This is a genomic window from Brachybacterium horti (assembly GCF_054777615.1).
Map to the genome: position 1 here is coordinate 185,810 of NZ_BAAHAM010000003.1, position 25,489 is coordinate 211,298.

Sequence of the window (25,489 nt, forward strand, 5' to 3'; positions counted from 1 at the left end):
CACCCAGGGGCTGGTCGGCGGGATGACGGTGCCGCGAGCTCGAAGCCCGAGAACGTGTCGCGGGGGCTGCCGCGCGCAGCGCCGGCCGACCGGCGATGGTGGGATCTGCCGCGCCGGATGCCAGATCGGGGCCCCGCAGCCGCCGTCCGGACCGGGGCCCGCTATCGAGTCTGGGACCTCGGATGGTGCGCATCGGGGGAGTGAGTGATGCTTGCGAGCTCGGCGCGCGTGCGGGCACCGTATTTCCGCAGCAGGTTGGCCACGTGGTACTTCACCGTGTTGGCCGTGATCCCGAGCTGATCGCCGATGCGCTGGTTCGAGATCCCGGTCGCGACCAGGCGCAGCACCTGCTTCTCGCGGTCGGTGAGCTCCTCGGCGCCCTCCACGGTGAGCGCTGCGCTGGGTGGGTCCAGCGGGATCTCGATCCGCAGCGTCGTCCCCCAGCCCGGGGTCGTCTCCACGTCCATGGTTCCGTCGAGCGCCGCCACCCGCTCCACGATCGGACGCAAGGAGTCGTCGTGCGCCGTCACCGCGATTCCCCCGTCGTCACGGACCTCCATCAGCAGGTTGCGGCCATCGCAGTCCCAGCCGACCCGCGCGCGTGCAGCGTCCGCGCGGTCCATGAGCGAGACCACCGCTGTGCGGGAGATGGCGCGGGCTTCCCGAGCGACCGGGCCCGGCAGCGCCCGCCCTCGCGCAGGAGGCTCGGCGAACTGGACGTGCAGCGGCCCGGAGCGGATCAGGGGACGCAGTTCGGTGCGCAGGCGCGAGAACGCGTCGGCCACCGGCTCGAGCACGCTCTCCTGCTGCTCGTGGACCGAACGAGCACGGATGAGCGCCGAGGAGGCGATCTCCGTGGCCTCCCTGCGCGCGGCCGCATCCGCGAGTCGGCCGGAGCGGAGCACGGCGAGGATCGATTCGAGGGTGATCGCATGCTGATCGGCCTGCTCGGTCAGGGCACGGTCCCGTGACAGGGAGCGGGCACGTTCCAGCGGGGTCGGGAGGTCGCTCACTCCCCTAGCCTAGCTCGATCCGGGAGGCCCACCCGATCGGAGAGGGCGCCCCGCTCATCGGGCAGCAGTGGAGCGCCGCGGGCCGGTCCATGCTGGTCGACATGGAAGAACGAGGTATCCAGGATTCGCTGGCGCGAATCATCAACGAGATCGGGGGGGCAGCTGCCCTTCCCGACGCGCCCGCGCTCGCGGCCGCCGTCGAGCTGACAGCGGACGCCCGGCGAGTCTTCGTCCACGGCGCTGGACGGTCCGGGCTCGCGCTGCGGATGACGGCCATGCGCCTCATGCATCTCGGGCTGCAGGTCCACGTCGTCGGTGAGACGACGACCCCGGCGATCGGAGAGGGCGACCTGCTCCTGACCGCCAGCGGTTCCGGCACGACCTCGGGGGTGGTGAGCGCGGCCGAGACGGCGCGATCCGTCGGTGCCCGCGTCATCGGGATCACGACCGACCCCGAGTCACCGCTTGCTCAGCTGTCCCACGCCGTCCTGGTCATCCGGGCGGCGACGAAGACGGACCGGTCCGAGCAGCAGTCGGCCCAGTACGCCGGCAGCCTCTTCGAGCAGCTCCTCGTCCTCGTCGGCGACGCTCTCTTCGACGTCCTGTGGGAGAAGAGCGGAGTGAGCGCGGATGCGCTCTGGCCACGTCATGCCAACCTCGAATGACCTTTCTTCCCCCTTCCACCATCGACACCACCACGAGAAAGAGACACCCTGACATGCGACTGCAGTTCGCCATGGACACCCTGACCACCGAGTCCGCCCTCGACCTCGCCGCGAAGGCCGCCCCCTACGTCGACATCCTCGAGCTGGGCACCCCTCTGATCAAGAGCGAGGGCCTCGCGGCGATCACGGCGGTCAAGGCCGCCCACCCCGACAAGACCGTCTTCGCCGATCTCAAGACCATGGATGCCGGCGAGCTGGAAGCTGACATCGCCTTCTCCGCCGGAGCCGATCTGGTCACCGTGCTCGGCGTCGCCGGTGACAGCACGATCGCCGGAGCGGTCGCCGCGGCGACCAAGCACGGCAAGGGCGTCGTCGTCGATCTGATCGGCGTGTCCGACAAGGCCGCACGGGCCCGAGAGGTCGTCGCCCTCGGCGCCGTCTTCGTGGAGATGCACGCCGGCCTCGACGAGCAGGCGGAGGACGGCTACAGCCTCGACGCCCTGCTCTCCGCCGGCAAGGCCGCCGAGGTCCCGTTCTCCGTCGCCGGCGGCGTCAGCGCGGACTCTGTCGAGGCCGTCCAGCAGGCGGGAGCCGACGTGGCCGTCGCGGGCAGCGCCATCTACAGCGCATCGGACGTCGCCGCCGCGGCCGCCGCCATCCGCTCCGCCATCCGGTGACCACCGCCCACCGCATCCCGTGATGAGGGGGCAGGTGACGGCACGCCCGGACCTTGTCCCCTCCCCGGGTGCGGTGGACTGATGCCGCAGACGATTGCCCCGTGGCGCAGAGAGCCACATGGCCTCAGCCCCAGAGACGTGCCGGACGGTGATCGGTTCCCGACGCCACGCTCGCCCACCAGCACCCGTCCACTCCCCCGCGAGGCGCCGGGCAGAACGAGGGACGGGGGTGCTGCACGACGAGGTGCCGGGCCGCGACGGGGTGCAGGGCGGTCCGTCTCCCCGATGGGGGTCGACCGACCCAGGCGTGCCCGGCATCGGCGTCGCTCGGAGGTCCGCTCGATCCCGGCGATGACTGCTGTCCTGACGCGCCGACGCCGGACTCCCCGCAACGGCTCGATCGGCAGCAGTGGACTCCGGCTCATCGACCGCCGTCGGGGCCTCGGAGCACGCGATCTCACCGAGCGTCCGGCGCGGGCGGCGGCGATGCTCTCGCAGAAGCGCTCGATCCGCGTCATGATGATCGAGACGTTCCTGGCGGCGCCGCAGCGCGTCCCGACGGCCCGGGCGCCGGTGATCATCCACCTCGCCCCGCGAGGCGACCCGGATCGGGAGGTGAGGGGCGTCCAGTCAGGAGCGTCGCAGCGACCTGCACCGTCTCCCCCGAACACGCCCCTGCGCACTCGTCATCGCCGCTGAGCTCCGGCATGCCGGCCCCACCGGCGCCGGGCCCGCGCCGGGCATCGTCCAGGGGCGACGGGTCCGTGCACAGAGCCGGCCCGCGACCGCCGCTGGAGCGACGATCGCGGGCCGGGTGCGTGACGGCCCGAAATCAGGCGGGGATCATGCCGTGGGGATCGATGATGAACTTCTCCGAGACACCGGTATCGAACTTCGCGTAGGCGTCGGGGGCCTCGTCAAGGCTGATGACCTGGGTGTTGAGCATGTCGCTGAGGTAGGGCATGCGGTCCCACAGGATCGACATCATCAGCTCACGGTTGTAGTGCATGATCGGGGCCTGGCCGCCGGAGATCCGAGGCGACTTGATCCACGCCTTGCCGAAGTCGAGCGGGTAGGTGCCCTGCTGCTCGGCCTTGGAGGAGGCCAGCGGGTCGGGGCCGTAGACGCCGACGATGCCGGTGGCACCGCCTGCGCGGGTGGCGTCCATGACCTGGTTGATGGCGTGTGCGGGGCTCATGTCCTCGGCCTCGCGGCCGATCCCGTGGGCTTCGTTGCCGACGTAGTCGACGGCGCAGTCCACCATGGGCTCGCCGAGGATGGCCTCGATCTGATCGGTCAGCGGCACGTCCTGGTTCAGGTCGATGGTCTCGCAGCCGTTGTTCTTCATCAGGTCCAGCCGGTCCTGGTGGTAGTCACCGACGATGATGCAGGACGCCCCCAGAAGACGGGCCGCCGCGGCGCCGCAGCGTCCGACGGGACCGGCGCCGGCGATGTAGACGGTCGAGCCGGGCTTCGCCCCGGCCTCGACGAGGCCGTGGAACGCGGTGGGCAGGATGTCCGAGAGCAGGGCGAGGTCACGGATCTTCTCCATGGCCTGGTCCTTGTCGGGGAAGCGGAGCAGCTGGAAGTCGGCGTAGGGGACGAACAGGTACTCCGCCTGCCCACCCTGGAAGTCGCCCAGGTTGAACCCGTAGGCGCCGCAGGACACGTCGGGGTTCACGGTCTCGCACACCTCGGTGTGGCGGGCGCGGCAGTTGCGGCATCGGCCGCAGGCGACGTTGAAGGGGACCGAGACCAGGTCGCCCTCGGAGAGGAACTCGACGTCGGCGCCGATCTCGACGACCTCGCCGGTCATCTCGTGCCCCATCACCATGCCCTGGGGGACGGGGAAGGAACCGCGGTAGATGTGCAGGTCGGAGCCGCAGATGTTGGTGGCGACGATCTTGAGGATGACGCCGTGCGGGGCGCTCCTGCCGTTCGGCATCTCGAGCTTCGGGAAGTCGAGGGTCTCGACGCGCATGTCCTTGACGTTCTGGAACACGACGGCGCGGTTGCTGCTTGCCATGACGATCTCCTCCAGTTGTGGATGGCCCGGTCGCGGAAGTGCCACGGTCATTCGGATGCCCGTCGCCCGTGACCTCGGCTCGTTTCGAGCATAGGACAGACGGAGCCCCGTGCTCCACCCTGCCGCCGCTGCGGCGACAGGCGCCACGGGCAGGTGGGCCGTGGAGGACGGGGCCATGCTCCGACCGATCGGTGGAACGCGTTGCTAGTGTCCCCGGCATGGTCGAAGCACGCAGGTCCGCACCGTCGGACTCCTCACCCGTCCAGCCCGACGTGCAGGTTCTCGGCGCACGGGAGCACAACCTCCAGGACATCGACCTCACGGTGCCCCGCGACGCGCTGGTGGTGTTCACCGGCGTCTCGGGCTCGGGGAAGTCGTCTCTGGCGTTCGGAACCCTGTTCGCGGAGTCCCAGCGCCGTTATCTCGAGTCCGTCGCCCCCTACGCTCGTCGCCTCATCGACCAGGCAGGCGTCCCGGACGTCGACTCCATCACGGGCATGCCGCCGGCCGTCGCTCTTCAGCAGCAGCGCGGGGGCCGCAGCGCGCGGTCCTCGGTGGGCAGCATCACCACGCTCTCGTCACTGGTGCGCATGCTCTACTCCCGGGCCGGCCACTACCCCGATGACCAGCCGATGCTCTACGCCGAGGACTTCTCCGCCAACACCGTGCAGGGCGCATGCCCGGAGTGCCACGGCATCGGCCGGGTGTACGCGGTCACCGAGGACACGATGGTGCCGGACCCCTCACTGACGATCCGCGAGCGGGCCATCGCCTCCTGGCCGACGGCCTGGCACGGTCATCAGCTGCGCGATGTGCTCGTCGCGCTCGGCTACGACGTCGATGTGCCCTGGAAGGACCTGCCGAAGGAGGATCGGGACTGGATCCTCTACACGGACGAGACGCCGTACGTCCCGGTCCACTCGCGGCTCACGCTCTCCGAGGCGCAGGCCGCGACCGCGGCAGGCGTGGAACCGAGCTACTCGGGCACCTTCGTCGGAGCTCGTCGGTACGTCCTGGACACGTTCGCGAACACCAAGAGCGGGTCGATGAAGCGTCGCGTGGCGGAGTTCCTCACGGTTGCTCCCTGCCCCGCCTGCCATGGGAAGCGGCTGAAGCCGGAGGCCCTGTCCGTGACGTTCGACGGCCTCGACATCGCCGATCTCTCCGCTCTGCCGCTCGCGGAGCTCTCGACGCTGATCGACCGGGCGGTCGAACGGGCCACCAGCGCTCTCGACGGCGCCGATTCGGCGGGCAGCACCGGTGGCCGGGCTGCCCGACGCGACGCCGGGCAGCGGGCCGACTCCGCGGGATCAGCGCCCGCGGCCGCCGACGGCGTGAGCCCGGCGCCTGACCGATCGGTCGAGAAGCTGGCCGCGACAGCGCGATTGGGCGCGGAACTCGTCAACAGACTGCGGCCGATCATCGATCTCGGTCTGGGGTACCTGTCCTTGGACCGCACCACACCCACGCTCTCCGGCGGGGAGCTGCAGCGACTGCGACTCGCGACCCAGCTGACCTCCGAGCTGTTCGGTGTGGTCTATGTGCTCGATGAGCCGTCCGCTGGGCTTCATCCGCAGGACGTCAGCGCGCTGCTCGGCATCCTCGACGGGCTCAAGCGCCGGGGCAACAGCCTGTTCGTGGTGGAGCATTCGGTGGACGTGATGCGGCACGCCGACTGGCTGGTCGACATCGGGCCCGGCGCGGGTGAGCGCGGCGGCCGCGTCGTCTACAGCGGGCCCTACGAAGGGCTCGCCGAGGTGGAGGAGTCCGTCACCCGCGGGTACGTCTTCGGGGGCAGCGGCCTGCCCCACCGGACGCCTCGCGAGCCGCAGGGATGGCTGAAGCTCGAGCACGTCACGCGCAACAACCTGCGCGACGTGTCGATCTCCTTCCCGCTCGGGGTGTTCACCGCCGTCACCGGAGTGTCGGGATCAGGCAAGTCCAGCCTGGTCAGCCAGGCCCTCCCCGCACTGCTCGACGAACGGCAGGGACGAGCTGACCAGGCGGAGGACGCTGACGCCGCCGAAGGGGACGAGCTCCTGCTGTCGGACGAGCCCGACGAGCTCGAGGGAGAGATCCGCGGCGACGTCGACGGGGTGCGCCGCGTCGTGAGCATCGACCAGAAGCCCATCGGGCGCACCCCGCGCTCGAACGTCGCCACCTATACGGGCCTGTTCGACCACGTGAGGCGGAGGTTCGCGGAGACGCCCGAGGCTCGCGCTCGCGGGTACAAGGCGGGCAGGTTCTCCTTCAACGTCACCGGCGGTCGCTGCCCGACCTGCAAGGGCGAGGGATCCGTCATGGTGGAGCTGCTCTTCCTCCCCTCGGTCTACACCGAGTGCCCCGACTGCCACGGCACCCGCTACCAGTCCAGCACGTTGGAGATCGCCTGGCGCGGCCGCAACATCGCGGAGATCCTCGCCATGAGCGTCGAGGAGGCCCACGACTTCTTCCAGGGCGAGTTCGACATCATGCGGTCGCTCGCGGCGCTGGTCGACGTCGGCCTCGGATATCTCCGTCTCGGACAGCCGGCCACCGAGTTGTCCGGAGGCGAGGCGCAGCGGGTGAAGCTCGCCTCCGAGCTCCAACGATCCCAGCGCGGTGACACCCTCTACGTCCTCGACGAGCCGACGTCCGGGCTGCACAGCGCCGATTCCGATCGGCTCGTGACGCATCTCCAGACCCTCGTGGACGCAGGCAACACCGTCGTCGCGGTCGAGCTCGACATGCGCATCGTCGCCGTGGCCGACCACGTCATCGACCTCGGGCCCGGGGCGGGGGACGATGGCGGCACGGTGGTCGCCTCAGGCACGCCCGCGCAGGTCGCCTCGTCCGGAGCCGGTGCGTCGGCACCGTACCTCGAGGCCGCGCTCCGGGAGGCCGCCTCCCGGGCGTGAGCGTCGGACGGCTGCGACGGGGTCGATGACCTCGTCGCAGGGAGCGCATCGGACGAACAGGCTGCGTCGCCAGATCGGCGACCCTCGGACGACGCTGACCGGACGTCCTGCGGCGTCGTCGACGTCCTCGTGCCCCGGCGTCCCGGCGTCCCGGCGTCCCGGCGTCCCGGATGAGATGGCCACGGGCGCCCCGTCGCTGACGTGCGAGGTCTACACTGGCTGACGGGCCAGACGCTCACATTCGGCCAGGCCTCGGTGAAGAAGCCCCACCGTCGATGGCGGAACGTCAGCGACGACCTCCGGGCCGAAGCTTCTTCTCCGTCCCCCACCACCCGGCCCGAGAATCGGCAGCCACCACCTGCCGGGACCTCGATGAGCGCAATGACGACTGCACCCGAGTCGTCCTGCACCCGAACCACGCCGCCCGGTACGGACGGCGTGCGGCTCGCCCCCACGGGCGAGCCGTCATCTCTCGCAGAACGGAGCAGAACATGGCAGACGAATTGCATGGCAAGCGGATCGCGATCCTGGCCGCGGACGGCGTCGAGCGCGTGGAGCTCGAGCAGCCGCGACAGGCTCTTCAGGACGCCGGGGCCACGACCGTGCTGCTCTCGCTGCACGATGGCGAGATCAAGGCCCGCGAGAACGACCTGGACGAGGCCGGAACGTTCTCGGTCGACGCCCTGGTGAAGTCCGCCTCGGCCGACGAGTACGACGCCCTGCTGCTTCCCGGCGGCACGGTCAACCCCGATCAGCTGCGCATGGACGCCGACGCCGTCGGATTCGTGCGCGACATCATGGTCGCCGACAAGCCGGTCGCCGCGATCTGCCACGGACCGTGGACGCTGGTCGAGGCCGGTGTCGCGAAGGGTCGGACGCTGACCTCGTACCCGAGCATCCGCACCGACCTGCGCAATGCCGGAGCGAACGTCGTCGACGAAGAGGTGGCGCGCGACGGGAACCTGATCACCAGCCGCTCGCCCGAGGATCTCCCGGCCTTCAACGCCGCGATGGTCGAGCTGTTCAGCCAGGACAAGTGAGGAGAACATGGTCAACGTTGCATTGTCGGTCGTCGTTCACGCCAAGCCGGGAAAGGAGCAGGACGTCGCGGACTTCCTCCGCAGCGCCCGCCCCATCGTCGAGCAGGAGGAGGGGACGCAGGCCTGGTTCGCCCTGCAGTTCGACGCATCGACCTTCGGGATCTTCGACGTGTTCCCCGACGACGAGGCCCGCCAGACCCACCTCTCGGGTGGCGTCGGTCAGGCACTCGCTGCGCAGGGAGCTGATCTGTTCAGCACCGAGCCGAGCATCCAGAACGTCGACGTGATCGCGTACAAGCTGCCCGGCGAGACCGCCTAGAGCATCAGCGTCGATCGACATCGGGATGAGGCCCCGATCGGCTCCACAGCCGTGAACCCGGCTGTGGAGCCGACTCATCGCACCTGCCGATCCCGGATGCCGCGAGGGACGGGGCCCCGCGGCCGACCGGCCTGCAGCGGTGATGCGATCGTCGCCGCGCACGGACGGGCAGCATCGGCATCGGATCGCGGAGCCTTCCGACCAGCGCTCCCGGTGCACCCGTCCCCGGCCGCCGAGCGCTACCGTCGGACCATGACCCCGTCCCCGCTGCTGTCCTCCCTCGGCGTCGACCTCCCCCTCGTCGGGGCACCGATGGCCGGCGGGCCCGGCTCCCCCGCGCTCGTCGCCGCCCTCGCCGCCGGCGGCGCCCTGCCCATGGTCGCGGGCGGCTACCTCTCCCCCGGGGCCCTCGGGGAGCGCGTCACCGCGGCGCGGGCCACCGGTCACCCCTTCGGCGTGAACCTCTTCGTACCCGGTCCCCCGGACTTCGACCGGGACGCGTTCGCCCGCTACGCGGAGCGCCTCGCCCCCGAGGCGGAACAGCTGGGCATCAGCCTCGACCCCGCGCCGCGCATGGACGACGACGCCTATCCCGCGAAGCTCGCGCTGCTCCTCGGCGACCCCGTCCCGCTCGTCAGCTTCACCTTCGCCCCGCCCGCGGCGTCCGACGTCGCGGCCCTGCAACGCGCCGGCTCCCGGGTGCTCGTCACCGTGACGACGCCCGAGGAGGCCCGCGAGGCGGAGGCGCGCGGGGCCGACGGCCTCGTCGTGCAGGGTCCGCGCGCCGGCGGCCACTCGGGCACCTGGGACCCGGGGCGGCGGATCGGCGAGGAGGACACCGCCGCCGTGGTGCGCGCCGTCCGCGCGCAGACCCGCCTCCCCCTCGTCGCCGCCGGCGGCGTGGACGGCCCGGCCGCCGTGGCCGCGCTCCGGGAGTCCGGGGCCGAGGCGGTCGCCGTCGGCACCCTGCTGCTGCGCACCGCGGAGGCCGGGACCTCCGCGACGCACCGCGACGCCCTCGCCGACCCGCGCTTCACCGCCACCGCCGTCACCCGGGCCTTCACCGGACGACCCGCCCGCGCGCTGCGCACCCCGTTCCTTCAGCGGCACGAGGCGGAGGCGCCCGCCGCCTATCCCGCCGTGCACCACCTCACCCGTGCCCTGCGGGCCGAGGCGAGCCGGCGCGGCCTGGCCGAGCTCGTGCACCTCTGGGCCGGCACCGGGTTCCGTGCGGCACGCGCGGTCTCCGCCCGCACCGTGATCGACGACCTCGCCCGCGACCTCTGATGGGACGCACCCACCCCGTCACGGGCCCCCCGGACGACGATCTGCCCCGCACCCCGGACGGCCCGGCCCGGCCCCGCACCGTGCACCTGTCCGAGAGCGGCCTGCCCGCCGTGGTCGAGCGCTCCGACTGGGACGAGGGGTGGGTGCTGAGGATCGGCGGGATCGAGCAGTCGCACGTGGACCTCGCGGATCCCTCGCGGATCTCCCACGAGTACCTCCGCCGCATCGCCGCAGCCGTGGACACCGTGCGGCCCCGCGGCGAACCGCTCACGATCGCCCACCTCGGCGGCGGCGCCCTCACCCTCGTGCGCTACGTGCAGGCCACGCGGCCCGACTCCGAGCAGCTCGTGTTCGAGCTCGAGCGCGAGCTCGTGAGCTTCGTCGTCGGCGCGCTGCCCCTGCCCGCGGGCACGCGGCTCGAGGTGGTGGTGGGCGATGCGCGCGACCGGCTGCGCGAGATGCCCGGCCGCCTCTTCGACGTCGTGGTGCTCGACGTCTTCTCCGGTGAGGCCTCTCCCCCGCACCTCGCCGCCGAGGAGTTCTACGTCGAGGCGCTCGAGCACCTCGAGGTGGATGGTCTGCTGCTGGTCAACGTCGGCGACGACGCCGGGCAGCGCTTCATCGCGGCCCAGGCCGCGGCGCTCGAGGCGGCGAGCGTCTCCCTCGGCCTGCCGGGCGTGTGGATGCTGACGGCGGCCGCCCTCGTGGAGCGCGGCGACTTCGGCAACTACGTGCTCCTCGCCGGCGGCGCCCTCGCCGCGGCGGACATCGACGAGCAGTCGCAGCACTGGTGGGCGGCGGGCCCCCATCCCGCGGCGGTGCTCGATCCGGAGGAGACCGCCCGCTTCGTCTGGAGGCGCGGCCGCTGATCCCGGCGACCCCGCGCCATGACGCGCTGACGCGTGCGCCGTCGGCGTCTTCTTCCGCTGACGGGAAGGGGACGCCGACTGCTCGCCGGGCACCGGCCCGGGGGGATGGAGCGAGGGAAGGACCGGGAGACCTCCGCCCCGTCCGCGGCCGTCGTTCGTCCGTCGGCCCCCTTCCTTAGCGTGAGCATCACGCCACGGAAGGAGGCAGCCGATGTCCCCGACGATCCTCGACCGGTCCTCCGGTCGCAGCCCCGCCGAGGTCGAGCGCGACCGGATCCTGGAGGGCCTCCTGGAGGCGCGCCCGGCACTCGCCGCGCACATCACCCGCGGCCCGAGCGGCGCGCTGACCATCCCGCTCGCGGGCGGGCGGCACGTGGAGATCGGCCGCCTGCCCCGCCGGGGCCGCGCCCGCTGGGTGGTCGTCTCCCCCGCGGGCGAGGGGGCGATGGTGCAGGAGCCACGTGGCACCGCCGCGCTCGTGCGCACGGTGCTGCGCGCCCTCGACGGCGCCGCGGGCGGAGCCGGGCTCCCCGTGCACCGCGCCTGCTAGCGTCGATCGCATGAGCACGACGAGCAGCAGCGACAGCCGGCACCTCAGCGTGGTCGTGGAGCGTCCCTGGAAGGACGTCTACGCCTTCGCCGCCGATCCGCGGAACCTGCCGCGCTGGGCCGCGGGCCTCGCGGGCAGCGACCCGCAGCGGGAGATCGAGCAGTGGTCGATGAGCTCCCCGATGGGCAGGGTGCTCGTGAGCTTCGCGCCCGAGAACCCGTACGGGGTGCTCGACCACACCGTCACCCTCGAGAGCGGCGAGTCCACGCTGAACCCGATGCGGGTGCTGCCGCTGGGCGAGGAGCGCAGCGAGGTGGTCTTCACCCTGCGCCGCGGCACGATGGGCGAGGACGAGCTCGCGGCCGACGAGGCCGCGGTCAGCGCGGACCTCGTGACCCTGAAGGGCCTGCTCGAGGAGCGCTGACCCGCGGCTCGCCCCCGCCGGCGGCGGTCGCTCAGTCCCAGCAGGCGGCGCTCTCGCTCATGAGGGCGATCCGGGCGAGCGGGATCCCGATCTCGCGGTGGACGAGCACCTGCTGGAGTCGGGCGATGTCGCCCGTGACGCGCACGCGCGGCGGCGGGACCGGCCGCTCAGGCGCGGCGGCTCGGTTCGACCGTCAGGGCGCGCACGGAGATGGTGGACGGCGCTCCCGCACGGCTCCGCGACGGGGCCCTCGGTGCGCTGAGGACCGCGACGGCGGTCAGGCGGTCTTCCGCGCGAGCGTCGTGATGACGTGCCAGTGCTTCTTGTCCGCCTGGAAGCGGCCGTCCTCGTCGCGGATCGAGCGATCCAGGACCTGGAAGCCGCGGAACATCGCGTCGATCTGCGGGGCGTCGAGAGCGGCGATGTCGTCCCGCTCGGCCCACGAGTCGTTCCGGCCGATGACGTCGACGGCCATCACGCCGCCGCGGGGCAGAGCGGAGACCAGTCGGGGCCAGGTCCGGGTGAGTCCCTCCTCGCCGAGCAGAGAGAGGGTGTAGGTCGAGTAGACGATCCGCGCGGGCGGGAACTCGAGCACCGAGGTGACGTCCGTGTGGTGGAAGCGCACGCTGCCGCTCATCCGCTGGTTCTCGACGAGCCGCGCGGCCAGCGTGTCGTCCGCGTCGTAGGCGTGCACGGTCCAGCCGCGGCGGGCGAACTGAAGGGAGTCGGCGCCGGCGCCGGCGCCGATGTCCAGCACGGTGCCGGGGCGGCGCGCGCCACCGGCGGCGGTGATCGCGCGGTCCACCAGGCGGCGCGCGGGTCGCCCGGCGGCGCTCGCGTTCAGCGCCCCCCAATCCACCGTCTGGGCTGTGTCCATGCCCACGACTCTGGACCCTTGTCGGGGCGTGTTCAACTTCTCGTGACCCAGGCCGCCCCGGTTTTCGTCACGGGCGAACACGGGTGCCGGCGGGGAATAGACGGGACCCCCGGGGAGTATGGGTTCGGGACCTCCGGACGAGGACCGCGCCGGGGCCCTCGCCGCGGTCGCGGACCCCGCCCGGCGGCGCACCGGGGACGTCTCCCGGCACCGGCGGGGGCCGAGTGCCGGCACGGCACCGACCGTGCTCCCACCTAGGATGGCTCCCATGCCGGAGACCACCTCGCGAAGCGGCGCTCCCCTGAGGATCGCCGCGATCTCGCTGCACACCTCCCCGCTCGAGGACCCGGGCGGGGACGACGCCGGCGGCATGAACGTCGTGGTGCTCGAACTGTCCCTCGCCCTCGCCCGGGCGGGCCACACCGTCGAGCTCATCACGCGCCGCGCCGCGCCGGACGCCCCGGACGTGGTCGACGTCGCCCCGGGGGTGCGCCTGCACCACCTCGACGCGGGCCCGCCCGCGACGCTCGCGAAGAGCGCGATGGAGCAGGCGATCGCCCCGTTCCGCGAGCACCTCGGCGGCCTGCTCGCCGAGCTCGACGTGGACCTCGTCCACTCCCACCACTGGTTCAGCGGCGTCGCCGCCCTGCCCGTGGCGCGCGAGCTCGGGATCCCGCACCTGCAGTCCTTCCACTCGGTCGCGGCCCCGGAGGGCTCCGGCTCGCTCGACGCGGGCGAGCCCGCGGAGTCGCCCGGCCGGATCCCCGGCGAGGCGGCCGTCGCGGAGGGCTCCGACCTCGTGGTCGCGGTCTCCGAGGCGGAGGCGCGCACCGTCGCCGAGCGCTACGGCGTGCCCGGGGAGCGCATCACGATCGTCCGCCCCGGGGTCGACGTCGAGCGCTTCCGCCCCTCGCCGGAGGATCCCGAGGAGCGCCGCCGGCGCCCCATGCTCCTGTTCACGGCACGCCTGCAGCCGCTCAAGGCCCCCGATCTCGCGCTCGAGGTGCTCGCGAACCTCGACCCCGCGATCGGGGCCCGGCTCGTGCTCGCGGGCGGCGTCTCCCAGGACTTCGCCCCGTACCTCCAGCAGCTCCGCGACCGTGCCCGTGAGCTCGGCGTCGAGGACCGGGTGGAGTTCGCGGGATCGATGGGCCGGGAGCAGCTCGCCGCGGCCATGCGCGGGGCCGGCGTGCTGCTGCTGACGAGCTGGTCGGAGACCTTCGGCCTCGTCGCGCTCGAGGCGCAGGCGAGCGGCACCCCCGTCGTGGCCTGGCGCTGCGCGGGCGGCGTGAAGGAGGCGGTGGGACCGGGCGGCGTGGTGCTCGGCAGCCGCGACCCGGACGTCTGGGCGGAGGCCGTGGAGTCGCTGCTCGGCGACCCCGCGCACTTCGCGGAGTCCGTCGCCGCCTCCCGCGAGTTCGCGACGACCCGCACCTGGGAGGCCTCCGGGGAGGCCCTCGCCGCGCTGTACCGCGAGCAGCTCGCGCGCTCGGAGGCCCGGCGATGACCCCCTCCCCGCAGGACCCGTGGGCGCTGCTCGACGCCGCCCGCCGGGTGCTCGTCGTCCACGCCCATCCGGACGACGAGACCCTCTCCACCGGCCCGCTCGTCGCGGATCTCACCGCGCGCGGTGTGCACGTCGAGCTCGTCACCGCGACCCGCGGCGAGGAGGGCGAGGTGGTCCCCGGGGCGATCGCGGAGGACGACGACCGACCGCTCGACGAGGTCCGCGCCGCGGAGATCGACGGGGCGACCCGCGCACTCGGCCTCGCGGCCCGGCACCTCCTGGGGACGGCGCCGGCCCTCGCCGCGGGCGCCGCCCCGCGCCGCTACCGCGACTCGGGCATGCAGTGGATCCGCGAGGGGCTCGCCGGCCCCTCGGACACCGCCGGGGAGGACAGCCTCACCCGTCGGCCCCTCGAGACGGAGGTCGCGGACCTCCTCGCGCTGATCGCCTCCACCGGCCCCGACGTGATCGTCAGCTACGACGACGAGGGCACCTACGGCCATCCCGACCACGTGCGCACCCACCACCTGGCGCGCGCGGCGAGCGCGGAGAGCTCCGTCCCGATGCTCGAGATCTCCGAGCACGGCGCGGTGCGGGAGCTGCCGGGCACCGCCGCGGCGGTGACGGCGGCGCTGCGCTGCTACCGCACCCAGCTCACGGTCGTCTCGGCCGACGACGCGGGGGTTCTCGTGCGCCATGTGGGCGGACAGGACCAGCTCGTGCCCTTCGCCGCCGGTTTCCGCACCGCGGCGACCGACGCTCGGTCCTGAGCCCGGGGCAGGGTCGGGGCGGTGACGCTCAGAGGGTGACGTCGAGCAGGGTCGGCAGGTGGTCGGAGGCCCCTGCCAGCCGGTCCCGGCTCACGCGCTCCGTGGCGTGCACCGACCGCGCCGCCCGGACCCGCACCCCCGGCGAGGCGAGGACCGCGTCGATCCGGCGCTGCGGCCGGCGCGCCGGGAAGGTCCACTCGCCCTGGTCGGCGGGATCGTCGCACAGCGGAGCGAGCAGCGTGCGGGCCGTGCCGTCGGCCGTCTCGTTGAGGTCCCCTCCGAGGATCACCGGCGACCCGGCGCCGCGCACGAGCGCGGCGAGGTGCTCGGCGTGGGCACGGCGGTTGTCCTCCTGCAGGGCGAGGTGCGTCGCGGCGACGACGACCGAGCGGCCGTCCCCCTCCGGGACGGAGAGCCGCAGCGCAGCGACGCCCCGCGGGTAGGTCGAGTTCAGGTCCGAGACCCTCTGGGAGACCCCGTGCGCCCCGCGGCGGACCACCTGCGCGGCGACCGCATCGGTCCCGAGCACGGCGAGGCCGCGGCCGCGGGCCCCGCCGCCCACGAGCACGCGCCGGTCCAGCCGCCGGGACAACCAGCCGAGCCGTGCGCGCGGCAGCACGAAGCGCGGCGCCTCCTGGACGAGCAGGACGTCCGGGGCGAGGTCCTCGACGGTGTCGATGATCGCGGGGAGGTCGCCGCGCAGCTCCCACAGGTTCCAGGAGAGGATCCGCAGGTCCCAGCCGGCGTCGCTCATGCAGACCGCTCCCGCCCCTCGCCGGCACCCCCGACCGGACCGATCACGCGGTCGGTGAGGCTGACCAGCTCGTCGAGCTCGTAGCCGGGCCAGCCGAAGAGCATGCGCCGCCACTCGGGCGGCACGGACTTCACGCCGAGGGCGGCGCCGGCGAGGGCACCCGCGATGCACGCGACGGTGTCGGTGTCGTAGCCGGCGCGCGCCGCGGAGTCGAGCACGCGGCGCAGCATGTCGCGGCGGGCGAAGCGGTCCTCGGGGATCGGCCCGGCGCCGTGGACGGCGGCGAGCGCCGCCTGGAAGGCGTGGACGACCCAGCCGTTGCGCCGGAAGTCCTCCGGCGCGGCGCCCTCCGCCTCGTCGATGCGGCTGCTCCACAAGGCGCGACGGTCCTCGTCGAGCCGCTCGAGGCCGCGCCGCACGTCGATCTCCCCGGTCAGCACCGCATGGCGCACGGCAAGGCCCCAGAGCATGCACGCCTCGACCGTGTCGGGGTGGACGTGGGTGAGCGTGCACACGGCCTCGATGCCGGAGACGGCGTCGTCCTCGGAGGTGAGGAGGTACGGGAGCACGGCGGCGTGGGTGCGCATGAGCGAGCCGTTGCCGGCGTTGCGGGGCGTCGCCTCGTGGGCGGCCTCCGCGGCGCGGCGGAGGTCCGCGGCGCGCGGGGCGAAGTGGCCGTCCTCACGGGCGTTGTCCGCGGCGCGGCGCATGACGGAGGAGGTGAGGGTGCCGATGTCCGGGGTGCCGAGGGACCACGAGTACCACTCGCGGGCGATCTGGTCCTGCGCGGAGTCGACGCGGAGGTCGTGCAGCCCCGGGGACGTCGCCGCCGCCTCGAGCACGACGATCGCCATCGAGGTGTCGTCGGTCCACTCGCCGGGCTGCCAGTCGAGGATGCCGCCGCCCACCATGTCGACGTCGTCGGAGGCGGCCACCGGCGCCTGGAACTCGTAGGGCGCGCCGAGGGCGTCCCCCGTCGCCGCGGCGACCACGGTACCGAGCGCTCGCTGCCTCTGCGCAGGCGTCAGCCCCATGCCCTCGACCTTCCTGCCGTCCGACGTCACAGGGGGCATCGTCGCACATCGGATCGGGGCCACCCTGATCCCGGTACCCTGGTGGGGACCAGAAGGAGCTCCATGACCGAGACCCCGGGGACCTCCCCCCGCGTGGAGGGCACCGCCGACTCCTGCGCCGCGACGCCGCAGGATCCGCACACGGCCCACGACCCGCACGACCACTCCGACCACGACCATCCGCCGACGGGCGCGGACCTCGTCCGGGACCTCGTGCGCGGGCTCTCGATCGTCGCGCTGCTGATCCCCGTCGTGATCGTCGTCCTGCTGCTCGCGATCCTGCCGATGGCGCCCTCGACCCCGCTGCCGCTCGTGCTGGGCCTCGGGCTCGGCGCCGCGCACCTGCTCTCCCTCGTGGTGACGAGCCTGTTCGTGAGCCGCACGCGCCGCCAGCTGGCCGTGAACCCGGGGCTGCTCGCCGTGCGCAGCACGGTCGAGGAGCTGCTGCGCGTGGCGTCCGTGCTGCTGGGCCTGCTGTTGTGGCCCGGGGAGCTGCGCGGCGAGCTCGGCGTGTGGATCGGCGCGGGCGCCGCGATCGTGTGGCTCGTGCTGGCCACCGCGCAGACCGTCTCCACCCGGCGCCGGATCGCGAGCCCCTCGCAGTGGGCGGAGGACGCCGTGGCGACGCTCCTGCACCATCGTGTGGGCGCCCGCTCCACGGTCGTCATGCGCCTGCTCGACGTCATCGGCACCGCCTGCTTCCAGGTGGGGGCGACGGTGCTGGTCATCCTCTCCCCCGTGCTCGTGATCGGCACGGCCGTGCTCTCGATCGGCTCCGGCCTCTCCACGCTCGTGCTCCAGCGCCGCCCGCCGGCGGAGCGCGCCGGCACCGCCTGGGCGTACGTCCCGCTCGGCGTGGGCGTGCTCACCCTGCTGCTCGCCGTCCTCGGTCTCGCCACCGCCTGACCCACGCCCGACCACCGCCCTCGCCCGCTGACCGTCAGAAAGGTCGCCCTCATGACGACACCCCGCCCCTCCGGCCTCGACCTCAGCACCCGTGACGAGGCGGTGAGGATCCAGGACGACCTCTTCGGCCACGTCAACGGCACGTGGCTGCGGGAGCACACGATCCCCGCGGACCGCTCGACCGACGGCGCCTTCCACGCGCTGCGCGACCTCTCGGAGGAGCAGGTCCGCGAGATCGTCGAGGATGCCGCGGGCGCGGAGGAGCCGGGACGGATCGGCCGCCTGTTCCGGATGTTCATGGACACCGAGGCGATCGAGGCGGCGGGCATCGCGCCGCTCGAGCCGCTGCTGGGCGGGATCGGCGAGGCGGCCTCCCTCGAGGACCTCGTGCGCCTCATGGCCTCCCCGGACTCGGGCACCTCCGCCGTCCTCGCCTACGTGTGGACCGACGACCACGACTCCAGCCGCTACCAGGTGAAGATCCACCAGGGCGGTCTGGGTCTGCCGGACGAGTCCTACTACCGCGAGCAGTCCTATGCGGCGATCCGCGAGGCCTACGTCGCGCACCTCGCCGAGCTCGCGCGCCTGGCCGACCTCCCCGGCCGCCCCGGCCTCCCCGAGGGCGACGCCGAGGCGCTCGCCGCGGCCGTCTTGGATCTCGAGACCCGCCTCGCCGCGTGCCACGTCGACGTCGTCCGTGTGCGCGACCGCGAGAAGTCCGACAACCCGATGACCGCCGCGCAGCGTGCGGAGCTCGCCCCCGCCTTCCCGTGGGACGCCTTCGTCGAGGGGACCGGCGCCCCCGCGGGGACCTTCGACGTGGTCTCCGTGGGACAGCCCGAGTTCGTCTCCGCGGCCGCCGAGCTGCTCGCGGCCGAGGACCTCGCGGTGCTGCGCGCCTGGATGGCCGTGCACACCGTCTCCGCCTACGCCCCCTATCTCCCCGCGGCGCTCGTCGACGCGAACTTCGCCTTCTTCGGCACCGTGCTCTCGGGCGCGGAGGAGCTGCGTGAGCGCTGGAAGCGCGGCGTCGGCTTCGTCGAGGGCGCCGTCGGCTTCGAGGTGGGCCGCGAGTACGTCTCCCGCCACTTCCCGCCGGAGCACAAGGCGCACATGGAGCGTCTGGTCGCCGCGCTGCTCGAGGCGTACCGCGTCTCGATCGAGGGCCTGGACTGGATGACCGAGGAGACCCGCGCGAAGGCGCTCGAGAAGCTCTCCCTGTTCGTCCCGAAGATCGGCTACCCGGAGACCTGGCGGGACTACGAGGGCCTCGAGATCGTCGAGGGCGACCTCGTCGCGACCGTGCGCGCCTCGCGCCGCTTCGACGCCGGGTTCGAGTACGCGAAGGTGGGCGGCGAGGTCGACGAGACCGAGTGGCACATGACCCCGCAGACGGTCAACGCCTACTACAACCCCGGTCGCAACGAGATCGTCTTCCCCGCCGCGATCCTGCAGCCGCCGTTCTTCGACGCGGAGGCCGACGACGCCGTGAACTTCGGCGGGATCGGCGCCGTGATCGGCCACGAGATCGGCCACGGCTTCGACGACCAGGGCTCGAAGTTCGACGGCCACGGCAACCTCGTCACCTGGTGGACCGAGGAGGACCGCGCCGCCTTCGACGAGCGCACCGCGGCCCTCATCGAGCAGTACTCGGCGCTCTCGCCCCGGGACCTCGACGACGCCCACCACGTCAACGGCGCCCTCACCGTCGGCGAGAACATCGGCGACCTCGGCGGTCTCACGATCGCGGTGAAGGCCTACCTCGCGACGGCGGGCGAGGGATCCCCCGAGCTCGACGGCCTCACCGGCCTGCAGCGCGTGTTCTGGTCCTGGGCGACCGTGTGGCGCGGGCTGACCCGGCCGCAGGAGGCGATCCGCCGGCTCGCGATCGACCCCCATGCGCCGATGGAGTTCCGCTGCAACACGGTGGTGAGCCACCTCGACGCCTTCCACGAGGCGTTCGACGTGCGCGAGGGCGACGGCATGTACCGGGCGCCCGCCGAGCGCGTCCGCATCTGGTGAGCGCGCACGCGGGGCGGGCATGAGGCCCGAGGCGCCCTCGTACACCGACACGACCCGGCCCTCGGCCGTGGGCTGGACGCGGATCGCGCTCACCGCCGCCTCCGGGGTCGTGCTGCTGGTGCTCGCGCTCGTGCGGGCGACCGTCCCGCCGCCGCTGCTGGTCGCCGCGGCCGTGCTCTTCGCGCTGCTCGCCGTGTGGACGTGGATGCACCATGCGACGCGCATCCTGGTCGACGGCCGCGGGGTGACCGTGAGCCTCGGCGGGTTCTGGCCGCAGGCCACCTGGCCCGTCGAGGACTTCCGCGGCGTGCAGCTGCGCGAGCTGGACGCCACGGTCGTGGGCGTCACCGTGGGCGGCTACGGCTGGCGTCGCGGCCGCGCGCTGACCCCCGCCCCGGAGCAGCTCACCGCCGTCGGCTCGCGCCGCACCCTCACCCTGGCCGAGACGCAGGCGACCTACCGCCTGCTCGTGACCCGGCCGGGCACCCAGGTCGAGATCATCGGTCGCGGCGGCACCCACTACCTGTTCTCCCCCACGGACCCGCGGTCCACCGCGGAGGCGATCGACCAGGCGATCCGCGCGCGGCGGTAGACTGGCCCGCGGTCATCCACTGACAGGGGAGCACCGCACGGTGCTGAGAGTGCGCGCATGCGCAGACCCTCGAACCTGAACCGGGTCATGCCGGCGGAGGGAGTCGGGATATCCGTCGCGGCGCCTCCGGTGCCCCGACGCCCCTTTCCACGAGGAGAGGAGTCGGAATGACACGCATGAGGACGATCGACCTGCTGGTCAGCGTCGCGATCGGAGCGGCCTTCGGGGTCGCGTTCCTGGGCTACGGGGCCCTGTACTCGCTGATCGGGCCGCTCACCGCGGCCTTCAAGCCCGCCGAGGGCATCCTCGCGGGCATCTGGTTCCTGCCCGCCGTGCTCGCCGCGCTCATCGTGCGCAAGCCCGGCGCGGCGCTTCTCGCGGAGCTCGTCGCCGCGACCCTCGAGATGATCCTCGGCGGCCAGTGGGGCTGGGGCACCGTCGTCTCGGGCCTGCTGCAGGGCGGCGGCGTCGAGATCGGCTTCCTGCTCTTCGTCTACCGCCGCTTCACGCTGCCCGTCGCGATGCTCGGCGGCGTGATCGCGGCGGCGCTCGAATGGGTGTGGGAGCGCTTCTCCTACTACCCCGAGATGAGCTGGACCTTCGCCCTTCTGCTGCTGGCCTTCTTCCTGGTCTCCGGTGCGCTGCTGTGCGGAGCCCTCGGCTGGGCGGCCGTGCGGGCCCTCGGCGCGACGGGAGCCCTCGACGCGCTGCCCGCGGGCCGGGACCGGGATCGCGAGCGCCGCGCCGCCGCCACGACCGTCTCGTGAGGGCGGCTGCGTGAGGGACCTGCTCCTGGACGGGGTGCGCTGGCGCCCCACGGGCCGCGACGAGCCCACTCTCGACGGCCTGCGCCTGCGCGTGCCCGCCGGGCAGAGGGTGCTGCTCACGGGGGTGAGCGGGAGCGGGAAGTCCACCGTGCTGCGCGCCCTGGCGGGCCTGCTCGACCCCGAGGCCGGGGATCTCGAGCAGGCCCCCGCCGGGCCCTCCCGCCCCGGGGAGCGGGGGCTGCTGCTGCAGAACCCCGCGCACGCGGTGGTCGGTGCGACCGTCGCGCGCGACGCGGCGATCGGCCCGGAGAACGCGGCCCTCCCCCGCCCCGAGATCCACGAGCGGGTGCGGCGCGCCCTGGAGGCCGCAGCGGTCGACGTCGACGGCTCCCGGGACCCGCTCGCCGTCTCCGGCGGGCAGCAGCAGCGGGTGGCCCTCGCGGGCGCCCTCGCCCTGCACCCCGAGGCGATGCTGCTCGACGAGCCCACGAGCATGCTCGATCCGGCGGCGGCGGCCGCGGTGCGCCGCGCCGTGCTCGAGGCCTCCGCCGGGCGGACCCTCGTCATCGCCGACCACCACGTGGAGCCGTGGCGGGAGCACCTCGACCGGATCGTCGTGCTGGGCCCCGGCGCGCAGGTGCTCGCCGACGGCCCACCCGCGGAGGTCCTCGCCCGGCGTCCCGAGCTGCAGGAGACGGAGCCCGCCCCGGGCCCGGCCCCGGAGGCCGAGCTGCGGATCGATCCGGGCCTGCTCACCGCCGTCACCGGGGCGAGCGGCGCGGGGAAGACGACCCTGCTGCGCTCCCTCGCCGCGGAGGCCGGCCGGCGGCCCGGCTCGCTGCTGCTGGTCCCCCAGGACCCGGCGCACTTCTTCCTCGCCTCGACCGTGCGCGGTGAGCTCGGCGACGCAGCGGATCCCGCGGCCGCGGCGGATACGCAGTCGCTGCTGGACCGCGCTGGCCTCGCCCATCTCGCCGGCGCGAACCCGCATCGGCTCTCCGGCGGCGAGCAGCGACGCCTCGCGATCATCGCCGCCCTCGCGGCGCGGCCCGAGGTGCTGCTGCTCGACGAGCCGACCGTGGGCCTGGACGCCGAGCGGCGAGCGGCAGTCCTCGCCCTGCTCGAGGAGGCCCGAGACCGTGGCACCGCCGTCGTCGCCGCCTCCCACGACCCGGTGCTCGTCGCGGCCGCCGGGTCCCGGCACAACCTGGAGGGCACCCCCTCCCCCGCCCCGACGGCGGCGAGCGCGTCGGCCGGGGCAACGCCCCCCGCCCCCGGGGCCTCCGCCGAACCCGATCGTCGGATCCTCCCCGTCCCCCGCGCCGCGCGCCGGCCCGCGGACGCCCTGAACCCGCTGACGCTCTGCCTGATCGGCATCCTCGCGGCGGTCGGCTCCTACGCCGTCTCCACCTTGCAGGGCGGGCTGCTCGCCCTGCTGCCCACGGTGCTGCTCGCGCCGCTCGCGCTCCGGTCCGTGCGCGGCGCGGTCTGGCGGCTCGCCCCGGTGCTGCTCTCCGCCGTGAGCCTCGCCTGGACGACGGCCCTGCTGGGCGAGGCCCCGGCGCTCAGCGGTGAGGCCTGGCTGCTGGGCCTCAAGGAGGCCTGCCGGATCACCGCCTTCGTCGCCCCCGGGGTCATCGCGCTCACGAGCCTGGACGTCACGGCCCTCGGCGACGCGCTGGGCGGGCGGCTGCGCTGGCCGGCGCGGCCCGTCGTCGCGGTCGTCGCGGCGCTCGTGCGGGCCGGGCACACGGGCCGCCAGTGGGAGATCATCACCTCGACCCGGGTGCTGCGCGGCCGCGGCGGCCGCCGCTCCCCGCGGATGCTCGCCGGCGCGACCCTCGCCCTGCTCGTGGACTCCCTGCGCGGTGCGGAGCAGCAGGCCCTCGCCCTCGACGCGCGCGGCTTCGCGACCGCGACCCGGCGCACCTGGGCGCTGCCCAGCCGCTTCACCCGGGCGGACCTCGTGGGCGGCGCGGTCGCGGTCCTGCTGCTGGTCTGGCCCGCCCTCGCGCAGCTGCTCTGGGCTAGCCTGCCCGGATGAACGACCAGACCGATCCTGCCGACGAGCAGGTCGTGGCCCTCGCCCAGCAGATCATGGACCTCGCCCGCCAGGGCGACGCGGCGCTCCTCGCCATCATCGACCAGGGTGCCCCGGTGGACATGCAGGACGCCGCGGGCAACACCCCGATCATGCTCGCCGCCTACCACGGGCACGCGGAGCTCGTGCGGGGTCTCGCCGCTCGCGGGGCCGACGTGGACCTCGCGAACGACCGTCGGCAGACCCCGCTCGCGGGCGCCGCCTTCAAGGGCGCCACGGCCGTGGTGCAGGCGCTGCTCGACGCGGGCGCCGATCCGGCGGCCGGCACCCCGAGCGCGAGGGACACCGCCGCGTACTTCGGGCGTCAGGAGATCGTCGACCTGCTGGGGTGACGGAACACCATGGGCACGTGCTCGATCCCGGCCTCGAGGAACATCGGGCCCACGGTCTCGTAGCCCATGCCCTGGTACCACTTCTCGAGGTAGGCCTGGGCGTCGATGTGCACCTCGGCCTCGGGGGCGATCTTCTCGGTGAGGTCGAGGGCGGCGCGCATGATCCGCCCGCCGAACCCGTCGCGGCGGTGCGCGGCGGCGACCGCGAGACGGCCGATCCGCAGGGTGCCGTCGGCCTCCGTCAGCACGCGGATGTGGGCCGCGGGCACACCGCCCGCCTCGATCCACAGGATGGTCGTGCCGTCCTCGAGGTCCCGGCCGTCGAGGTCGGGATCAGTGGCGCCCTGCTCCATCGTGAAGACGTCCTGACGCAGCTTCGCCAGGAGGTACACGGTGGTGGGATCGATGTCGCGCAGGTGCGCGGAGTGCAGGTCGGACATGGTCCCACGGTACGACACCGGAGGCGTCGATCCGGTCTCGGCGCGGGCCACAACCAGCGCGTGCAGCGTGGCTCCGCGATCCTGCACGGCGAGACCGATGCGATCGAGCGGGCCGGCCGGCGCAGCGCCCCGGTGTACCGCAGGAGTGTGCTCTCCACGACGCTCTCGCCGTGCATCATGTGCGCGGGCACGTCCCTGCTGTACGAGATCCCGCGGATCGTGGTGGGCGAGAACCGGAGCTTCGAGATGTCCGAGGCGCTGCTGCGCGATCGGGGTGTGCAGGTCGATGTCGTGGACGACGCGGAATGCGTGGCGCTCATGGAGCGCATGATCGCCGAGCGCCCGGAGATCTGGAGCGAGGACGTCGGCATGGAGGCCGCGGAGCTCGAGCGCTGAGCCCCCACTCCCCGCTCTGCACCCCCGACGCGGAGACGACCGACGGGGCGGGCGCCGCCCTCGCGCTCGGCATCGCCCCGCTGAACGGGATCCTCGTGGCGCTCGTGCTCGCGTGGCTGCTGGGCCGCGTCACCGGGAGCCGCACGCCGGAGAGGGCGGAGCCCGTCACCGCGTGAGGCGGTCCATCGCCTCCCGCCAGGCGCCCGCCATCACGGGGCCGCCGTGGCCCTCCTCCTCGACCACCACGAGCTCGCTCGCGGGCCAGGCCCGGTGCAGCTCCCAGGCCGTGAGCACGGGGCCGGAGACGTCGCGGCGGCCGTGGATCAGCACCGCGGGGACATGGGCGATGCGTTGCATGCCACCCAGCAGGCCGCTGCCGGGGGCCGCGCCCCAGGGCACGGCCCAGTCCGCGACGAAGCCGTCGTGCGCCCAGTAGTGGGTGACGAGCCGGGCGAAGCCGCGGGCGTGCTCGGCCACGGGCTCGTCCTCGGGCACCGCGTGGGAGCGTGCCGCCTGCCCGATGCCGATGCGGATGTGCTCGTCCTCCCAGGCGTTCCAGGCGCGGGCGGCGGCGTCCACGAGCTCGAGGTCCTCCGCGGTGAGCATCCGCCGGTAGGCCTCGACGAGGGGGAGGTCCCCGCCGCGGCGGTAGTCGGTCCGCTCCTCGGCGAGCACGGCGAGCTCGTCCCATGCCTCGGGGAAGAGCGCGCCGACGCCCTCGCTGATCCACTCCACCTCCCGGCGGGAGGTCGAGGTGACCGCCATGAGCACCACGCCGCGCACGCGTTCGGGATGGGCCTGCGCGTAGGCGATCGCGAGGGTCGATCCCCAGGAGACGCCCTGGACGATCCAGGCGTCGATCCCGAGGTGCTCGCGCAGCGCCTCGATGTCCGCGACGAGGTGGGCGGTCGTGTTCGCGGAGAGGTCCACGGGCCCGGGCGCGCCGGCGCTCGGCGTGCTCTCCCCCGCGCCGCGCTGGGAGAGGCCCACGAGGTAGGTGCGATCGGCAGGGACGTTGCGCCGGTAGCCGGAGCTCAGCCGCCCTCCCGGACCGCCGTGGAGGTAGAGGGCGGGCACGCCGTCGGGGTCGCCGGAGGTCTCGTAGGCGATCTCGTGCCCGTCGCCGACGGGGAGGCGGCCGGTCCCGAGCAGCGGGGCGAGCGGCGGGAGCGCGTCGGGGTCCAT

25 protein-coding genes and 1 riboswitch are annotated in these 25,489 nt (G+C 73.6%); of the genes, 18 read left to right on the forward strand and 7 right to left on the reverse strand.

From position 1 onward, the window contains the following. Nucleotides 1-161: 161 nt before the first annotated feature. A complete protein-coding gene (locus ACYVAP_RS10265; protein ID WP_498860566.1) occupies nucleotides 162-1,013 on the reverse strand; it encodes a LuxR C-terminal-related transcriptional regulator in 852 nt (283 codons plus the stop codon). A 92-nt stretch (nucleotides 1,014-1,105) separates the two neighbouring features. On the opposite strand from ACYVAP_RS10265, the gene hxlB reads away from it, so the two are divergent. Both hxlB and hxlA read left to right on the forward strand, forming a co-directional pair. Further along, entirely contained in the window at nucleotides 1,106-1,678 is a 573-nt protein-coding gene (hxlB, locus tag ACYVAP_RS10270; RefSeq protein ID WP_498860933.1) for a 6-phospho-3-hexuloisomerase, read from the forward strand. 53 nt (nucleotides 1,679-1,731) lie between these two features. Then, the gene (gene hxlA, locus ACYVAP_RS10275) at nucleotides 1,732-2,355 is read left to right on the forward strand and encodes a 3-hexulose-6-phosphate synthase (RefSeq protein ID WP_024290845.1); all 624 of its coding nucleotides are present in this window, start codon (nucleotides 1,732-1,734) and stop codon (nucleotides 2,353-2,355) included. A gap of 832 nt (nucleotides 2,356-3,187) precedes the next feature. Here the strand turns inward: hxlA and ACYVAP_RS10280 are convergent. Continuing rightward, entirely contained in the window at nucleotides 3,188-4,381 is a 1,194-nt protein-coding gene (locus ACYVAP_RS10280; protein WP_498860567.1) for an alcohol dehydrogenase catalytic domain-containing protein, read from the reverse strand. A 218-nt stretch (nucleotides 4,382-4,599) separates the two neighbouring features. Between ACYVAP_RS10280 and ACYVAP_RS10285 the strand changes: the two genes are divergently transcribed. The 7 genes from ACYVAP_RS10285 to ACYVAP_RS10315 all read left to right on the forward strand — a co-directional run bounded on the left by ACYVAP_RS10285 (nucleotide 4,600) and on the right by ACYVAP_RS10315 (nucleotide 11,767). Next, on the forward strand, nucleotides 4,600-7,278 hold the full coding sequence (locus tag ACYVAP_RS10285) for an excinuclease ABC subunit UvrA (protein ID WP_498860568.1): 2,679 nt from the start codon (nucleotides 4,600-4,602) through the stop codon (nucleotides 7,276-7,278). A 491-nt stretch (nucleotides 7,279-7,769) separates the two neighbouring features. Continuing rightward, entirely contained in the window at nucleotides 7,770-8,318 is a 549-nt protein-coding gene (locus ACYVAP_RS10290; RefSeq protein WP_137771137.1) for a type 1 glutamine amidotransferase domain-containing protein, read from the forward strand. A 7-nt stretch (nucleotides 8,319-8,325) separates the two neighbouring features. Continuing rightward, on the forward strand, nucleotides 8,326-8,637 hold the full coding sequence (locus ACYVAP_RS10295) for a putative quinol monooxygenase (protein ID WP_047310908.1): 312 nt from the start codon (nucleotides 8,326-8,328) through the stop codon (nucleotides 8,635-8,637). A 252-nt stretch (nucleotides 8,638-8,889) separates the two neighbouring features. Beyond that, entirely contained in the window at nucleotides 8,890-9,924 is a 1,035-nt protein-coding gene (locus ACYVAP_RS10300) for an NAD(P)H-dependent flavin oxidoreductase (RefSeq protein ID WP_498860569.1), read from the forward strand. Next, nucleotides 9,924-10,793, forward strand: coding sequence for a spermidine synthase (locus ACYVAP_RS10305; RefSeq protein WP_498860570.1), 870 nt, complete (start codon nucleotides 9,924-9,926; stop codon nucleotides 10,791-10,793). Before ACYVAP_RS10300 ends, ACYVAP_RS10305 begins: the two co-directional genes overlap by 1 nt. A 211-nt stretch (nucleotides 10,794-11,004) precedes the next feature. Next, nucleotides 11,005-11,343 carry a hypothetical protein gene (locus ACYVAP_RS10310; protein ID WP_498860571.1) on the forward strand — a complete coding sequence of 113 codons (339 nt, stop codon included), beginning with the start codon at nucleotides 11,005-11,007 and terminating at the stop codon, nucleotides 11,341-11,343. Between the two features lie 10 nt (nucleotides 11,344-11,353). Then, a complete protein-coding gene (locus tag ACYVAP_RS10315; protein WP_498860572.1) occupies nucleotides 11,354-11,767 on the forward strand; it encodes an SRPBCC family protein in 414 nt (137 codons plus the stop codon). 277 nt (nucleotides 11,768-12,044) lie between these two features. On the opposite strand, the gene ACYVAP_RS10320 is transcribed toward ACYVAP_RS10315, so the two are convergent. After that, on the reverse strand, nucleotides 12,045-12,644 hold the full coding sequence (locus ACYVAP_RS10320; protein WP_264449630.1) for a class I SAM-dependent methyltransferase: 600 nt from the start codon (nucleotides 12,642-12,644) through the stop codon (nucleotides 12,045-12,047). A gap of 268 nt (nucleotides 12,645-12,912) precedes the next feature. Between ACYVAP_RS10320 and ACYVAP_RS10325 the strand changes: the two genes are divergently transcribed. Next, nucleotides 12,913-14,151, forward strand: a complete 1,239-nt coding sequence (locus tag ACYVAP_RS10325) for a D-inositol-3-phosphate glycosyltransferase (RefSeq protein WP_498860573.1) — start codon at nucleotides 12,913-12,915, stop codon at nucleotides 14,149-14,151. Then, nucleotides 14,148-14,921 carry a PIG-L family deacetylase gene (locus tag ACYVAP_RS10330; protein WP_498860574.1) on the forward strand — a complete coding sequence of 258 codons (774 nt, stop codon included), beginning with the start codon at nucleotides 14,148-14,150 and terminating at the stop codon, nucleotides 14,919-14,921. Before ACYVAP_RS10325 ends, ACYVAP_RS10330 begins: the two co-directional genes overlap by 4 nt. A 28-nt stretch (nucleotides 14,922-14,949) precedes the next feature. Here the strand turns inward: ACYVAP_RS10330 and ACYVAP_RS10335 are convergent, their stop codons facing one another. Next, nucleotides 14,950-15,675 carry an endonuclease/exonuclease/phosphatase family protein gene (locus tag ACYVAP_RS10335; protein WP_498860575.1) on the reverse strand — a complete coding sequence of 242 codons (726 nt, stop codon included), beginning with the start codon at nucleotides 15,673-15,675 and terminating at the stop codon, nucleotides 14,950-14,952. Further along, nucleotides 15,672-16,709, reverse strand: coding sequence for an ADP-ribosylglycohydrolase family protein (locus ACYVAP_RS10340; protein ID WP_498860576.1), 1,038 nt, complete (start codon nucleotides 16,707-16,709; stop codon nucleotides 15,672-15,674). Before ACYVAP_RS10340 ends, ACYVAP_RS10335 begins: the two co-directional genes overlap by 4 nt. 102 nt (nucleotides 16,710-16,811) lie before the next feature. Here ACYVAP_RS10340 and ACYVAP_RS10345 point away from each other — a divergent pair, with 102 nt between their 5' ends. From ACYVAP_RS10345 to ACYVAP_RS10370, 6 genes are all read left to right on the forward strand, one after another. Then, entirely contained in the window at nucleotides 16,812-17,654 is an 843-nt protein-coding gene (locus ACYVAP_RS10345) for a hypothetical protein (protein WP_498860577.1), read from the forward strand. A 51-nt stretch (nucleotides 17,655-17,705) separates the two neighbouring features. Further along, on the forward strand, nucleotides 17,706-19,676 hold the full coding sequence (locus ACYVAP_RS10350) for a M13 family metallopeptidase (protein WP_498860578.1): 1,971 nt from the start codon (nucleotides 17,706-17,708) through the stop codon (nucleotides 19,674-19,676). Between the two features lie 19 nt (nucleotides 19,677-19,695). Next, entirely contained in the window at nucleotides 19,696-20,268 is a 573-nt protein-coding gene (locus ACYVAP_RS10355) for a hypothetical protein (RefSeq protein WP_498860579.1), read from the forward strand. A 14-nt stretch (nucleotides 20,269-20,282) separates the two neighbouring features. Continuing rightward, nucleotides 20,283-20,387, forward strand: a riboswitch (TPP riboswitch). A gap of 57 nt (nucleotides 20,388-20,444) precedes the next feature. Next, nucleotides 20,445-21,035, forward strand: coding sequence for an ECF transporter S component (locus ACYVAP_RS10360; protein WP_264449638.1), 591 nt, complete (start codon nucleotides 20,445-20,447; stop codon nucleotides 21,033-21,035). Nucleotides 21,036-21,045: 10 nt separating this feature from the next. Beyond that, nucleotides 21,046-23,079: an ATP-binding cassette domain-containing protein gene (locus ACYVAP_RS10365; protein WP_498860580.1), complete on the forward strand. Its 2,034-nt coding sequence runs from the start codon at nucleotides 21,046-21,048 to the stop codon at nucleotides 23,077-23,079. Further along, nucleotides 23,076-23,468, forward strand: coding sequence for an ankyrin repeat domain-containing protein (locus tag ACYVAP_RS10370; protein ID WP_498860581.1), 393 nt, complete (start codon nucleotides 23,076-23,078; stop codon nucleotides 23,466-23,468). Before ACYVAP_RS10365 ends, ACYVAP_RS10370 begins: the two co-directional genes overlap by 4 nt. Here the strand turns inward: ACYVAP_RS10370 and ACYVAP_RS10375 are convergent. After that, a complete protein-coding gene (locus ACYVAP_RS10375; protein ID WP_498860582.1) occupies nucleotides 23,441-23,908 on the reverse strand; it encodes a GNAT family N-acetyltransferase in 468 nt (155 codons plus the stop codon). The two genes, ACYVAP_RS10370 and ACYVAP_RS10375, sit on opposite strands and share 28 nt — an antisense overlap. 60 nt (nucleotides 23,909-23,968) lie before the next feature. Between ACYVAP_RS10375 and ACYVAP_RS10380 the strand changes: the two genes are divergently transcribed. Continuing rightward, nucleotides 23,969-24,304 (forward strand): cytidine/deoxycytidylate deaminase family protein, encoded by a 336-nt coding sequence (locus ACYVAP_RS10380; RefSeq protein WP_498860583.1) that lies wholly within the window; start codon nucleotides 23,969-23,971, stop codon nucleotides 24,302-24,304. A gap of 165 nt (nucleotides 24,305-24,469) precedes the next feature. Here the strand turns inward: ACYVAP_RS10380 and ACYVAP_RS10385 are convergent, their stop codons facing one another. Beyond that, a complete protein-coding gene (locus tag ACYVAP_RS10385; protein ID WP_498860584.1) occupies nucleotides 24,470-25,489 on the reverse strand; it encodes an alpha/beta hydrolase family protein in 1,020 nt (339 codons plus the stop codon).